Genomic DNA, 2,388 nt, shown 5'->3' on the forward strand with positions numbered 1-2,388 from the left:
GGTATTCGGCCTTGCTGATCTTTCCGTCGCGGTTGGCGTCGGCATACTGGAAGTCGTTCGCCAGCAAGGGGAACGCTGATGCCTGCGTGGCGGTGATAAAGCCCTTGCCGCCGGAAAGCGTGGCGAAGTCAGGCGCCGGACCCGACGGTTTGGCCGGAGCGGGACTGCTGTTGACGGTGACTGGCCCCTGCGCGCCAGGCATCGTCGTACCCGTCGCGCCCGCTTCGGGGCTCGGCGGCGGCGGGGGAGGCGGCGCATCCGATGCCGGGGGCGGCATGCCCGCGGCGTCAGCAGCCGGCGGTGGCAGGGAGCCCGGCGGCGTATGGGCAGGCGGGGGCGGAGGGGTAGCCTCGCCCGGTGGCGGCGGCGGGACCCTCGTGGCCGGCGGAACGTCCTGAGCGAATGCCGCGCCTGCCAGCAGCAGCGATGCGCCGAGTGCAACGGCGCGAACTTGCTTATTCATCGAAAGCCTCCTTTGGTCAGCGGTGGTTGGGCACATTGCCGACGCTAGCAAGGGACGATGTAATGGCGGCCCAACTGCAAACAGGCCTATACCGTGCCATCACGCGTATCCGACGGCTCCTCCACGGAAGACGTGCTCCGTCTTTCCCTGCGATCGGCGCAGTTGCTTCACCTGGCTGCGCAGGGCCTTCTCCGTCGACGCAGCCGGAAGGCGAAACGCACGGACGTTGCCGAGACCATCGCGCACATGGGCATCCTGCAGATCGACACCATCAACGTCGTGGCGCGAAGCCCGTACATGGTCCTGTTTTCGCGACTCGGTGCGTATCGGAACGACTGGCTGGACGACGCGTTGGCCGAGGGTGCGATCGCCGAATGCTGGGCACACGAAGCGTCGTTTGTGCCTTCGTCCGAATATCGCTTCCACCGCGATTATCGCTCCGGACGCGGAGGCCACTGGGCCCAGAAGAGCGCGGAGCGCACGCGGGCCGAGGCTGGCGCCGACATGGATCGTTTGCTCGAACGCATCCGTAGCGAAGGGCCGCTGCGCGCCGCGGACTTCGAACGCGATGCACCCGTCGTCAAAGGCTGGTGGGGCTGGAAGCCGGAGAAGCGCTGGCTGGAGGCCTGGTTCGCGCTTGGTGCCCTCATGGTGACGCGACGTGACCGGTTTCAGCGCGTATACGACCTCGCCGAACGGGTCACCGCGCGCTGGGTCGAGCCGCCTGCTGGGGGCACTCTGGAGGAGGCGGAGGTACGTCGTCACTTCGTCCTGCAGAGCGTTCGTGCGCTGGGGATCGCCAAAGCCCGCTGGATCGCGGACTACTTCCGCCTCCGTCCGAGGGTCACCGACGCGGAACTGGCTCCGCTGGTCGCCGACGGCCTGCTGATTGAGGTCACTGTCGACGGCTGGGACGACATCGCGTACGTGCACCGGGACCACGCCTCACTATTGGGCGAGGCCGCGGGCAATCTCCTTCGTGCGACGCGCACGACCCTGCTTTCGCCTTTCGATCCGGTGGTCTGGGACCGCGCCCGTGCGATGGATCTGTTCGGGTTCGAATACACCCTGGAGTGCTACACGCCGGCGCCGAAGCGAATCTACGGCTACTACGTGTTGCCCATCCTCCATCGCGGACGGCTCGTCGGTCGCCTCGATGCGAAGGCGCACCGACAGGAGGGCTTGTTCGAGGTGATCGGTGTCTGGCTGGAGGCGGATGTCGTCGCCTCACCGGGCCTCGTCGCGGGCGTGGCCTCGGCCCTCGAGGAGTGCGCGGCGTGGCATGGCACACCGCGCATCGCCATCCAGCTCAGCCAGCCACGAGGGCTGGCCAGGCTGATTCGCGCTGCGCTGGAGGACTGATCAGCGCGTGGAGGCGGGTGCGGGCGTGTCCGCGCAGGACTTGCCGTGCAGGGCATCCTTCAGCTGAGAGGCGAGCGATACGCAGCGATTCTGCAACTGGTCACGCATATCCGGATCCTGGGACTGACGGAGCAGGCTGGTGCGCATCATTTCGTAGCGCGGTTCGATCTGGTCGCGAGCGAACACGCCGGCAGCCAGATGGCAGCTCTTGTAGCTGGCCAGGTATTCGTCACAAGCCGCGATGCCGGTGCTGTCGGGCAGCGGTCCGTTAGCGGCCGCCGGGGTCGTCCCCGCCTTGTTCTTGCTTGCCGGCACGCTGGTGACGCTTGTCGTCGCGGCGCGCGACTTGGTGGTGCTCGTGCTGGACGGCGAAGCGGTCACGGTCTGGGTGGTGGCCGGCTTCGGCTTGTGGTCGGCGCAGGCAGCGAGGGCCAGTGCGCAGACAGCCAACGGCAGGAAGCGGGTGAGATGTCGGGTCATGGTCGTTGGTCCCCCTTTGGGTTAGCGAAAGGATGGTAGGCGAAAAGTCGCACCGGTGGGTGCGACGGGACGCAAGCATGGGC

General features: G+C 67.3%; 3 protein-coding genes. 1 reads left to right on the forward strand and 2 read right to left on the reverse strand.

Annotated elements, in window-relative coordinates:
* A partial coding sequence (locus tag AC1DT2_RS20760; protein ID WP_477298438.1) for an EF-hand domain-containing protein occupies positions 1–463 on the reverse strand: 463 nt, incomplete at its 3' end.
* 93 nt (positions 464–556) lie between these two features.
* On the opposite strand from AC1DT2_RS20760, the gene AC1DT2_RS20765 reads away from it, so the two are divergent.
* Positions 557–1,825, forward strand: a complete 1,269-nt coding sequence (locus AC1DT2_RS20765; RefSeq protein ID WP_477298440.1) for a winged helix-turn-helix domain-containing protein — start codon at positions 557–559, stop codon at positions 1,823–1,825.
* Here the strand turns inward: AC1DT2_RS20765 and AC1DT2_RS20770 are convergent, their stop codons facing one another.
* On the reverse strand, positions 1,826–2,305 hold the full coding sequence (locus AC1DT2_RS20770) for a hypothetical protein (RefSeq protein WP_063572147.1): 480 nt from the start codon (positions 2,303–2,305) through the stop codon (positions 1,826–1,828).
* Positions 2,306–2,388: the final 83 nt, after the last annotated feature.

Source organism: Luteibacter sp. P4_E6, from assembly GCF_056401535.1.